The following is a 787-nucleotide window of genomic DNA, read 5'->3' as shown; positions in this document are numbered from 1 at the left end:
CAGCTCGGCGATCTCGGCCAGCAGCGACAGCTTGTTGTCCGCGAACGAGATGAATCCACCGTGCACAGCGGCGACGACGGTGCCGCCCTCGCTCGTGCGGATCGTCACCGGGCCCGATTCCAGCACACCGAGAAGCGGCTGGTGACCGGGCATGACGCCGATGTCGCCGGACGTGGTACGCGCGACGACCAGGGTGGCCTCGCCGGACCAGACACTTCGGTCCGCGGCGACCAGCTCGACATGCAGCTCAGCAGCCAAGGGTGGCTCCTCGGGTCACCACCCGGCCGCCCGGCCGGGTGTTGGGTCAATTCTACGGGGCGTGGTGAGGGGGGTGGGACCACACCCACCCCCCTCGGTGAGCCGGAGGCTCAGGAGACGCCGAGCTCCTTGGCCTTGGCCTTGAGGTCGTCCAGGCCACCGCACATGAAGAACGCCTGCTCGGGGAAGTGGTCGTACTCCCCGTCGCAGATCGCGTTGAACGCGGCGATCGACTCGTCGAGCGGAACGTCCGAACCGTCCAGGCCGGTGAACTGCTTGGCGGCGTGGGTGTTCTGCGACAGGAAGCGCTCGACGCGACGGGCACGGTGGACGACGAGCTTGTCCTCCTCGCCCAGCTCGTCGATACCGAGGATCGCGATGATGTCCTGGAGGTCCTTGTACTTCTGCAGGATCCCCTTGACGCGGCTGGCCGCGTTGTAGTGGTCCTGGGAGATGTAGCGCGGGTCCAGGATGCGGGACGTCGAGTCCAGCGGGTCCACGGCCGGGTAGATGCCCTTCTCGGAGATCG

At 67.5% G+C, this 787-nt stretch carries 1 protein-coding gene and 1 pseudogene; both read right to left on the bottom strand.

Features of this window, described 5'->3' with window-relative positions:
* Nucleotides 1-258, bottom strand: a 258-nt coding sequence (locus G6W55_RS37945) for a F0F1 ATP synthase subunit epsilon (RefSeq protein ID WP_175525098.1), incomplete at its 3' end; no start/stop codon positions are given.
* Nucleotides 259-368: 110 nt separating this feature from the next.
* Nucleotides 369-787 (bottom strand): annotated as a pseudogene (locus G6W55_RS37940) (F0F1 ATP synthase subunit beta); the annotation flags it as partial.

Source organism: Streptomyces sp. CAI-85, from assembly GCF_013363615.1.
In the GTDB taxonomy this organism is placed as follows: domain Bacteria; phylum Actinomycetota; class Actinomycetes; order Streptomycetales; family Streptomycetaceae; genus Streptomyces; species Streptomyces antibioticus_B.
The sequence above is the reverse complement of the archived record's forward strand: the minus strand, read 5'-3'. Positions and strand labels throughout refer to the sequence as shown.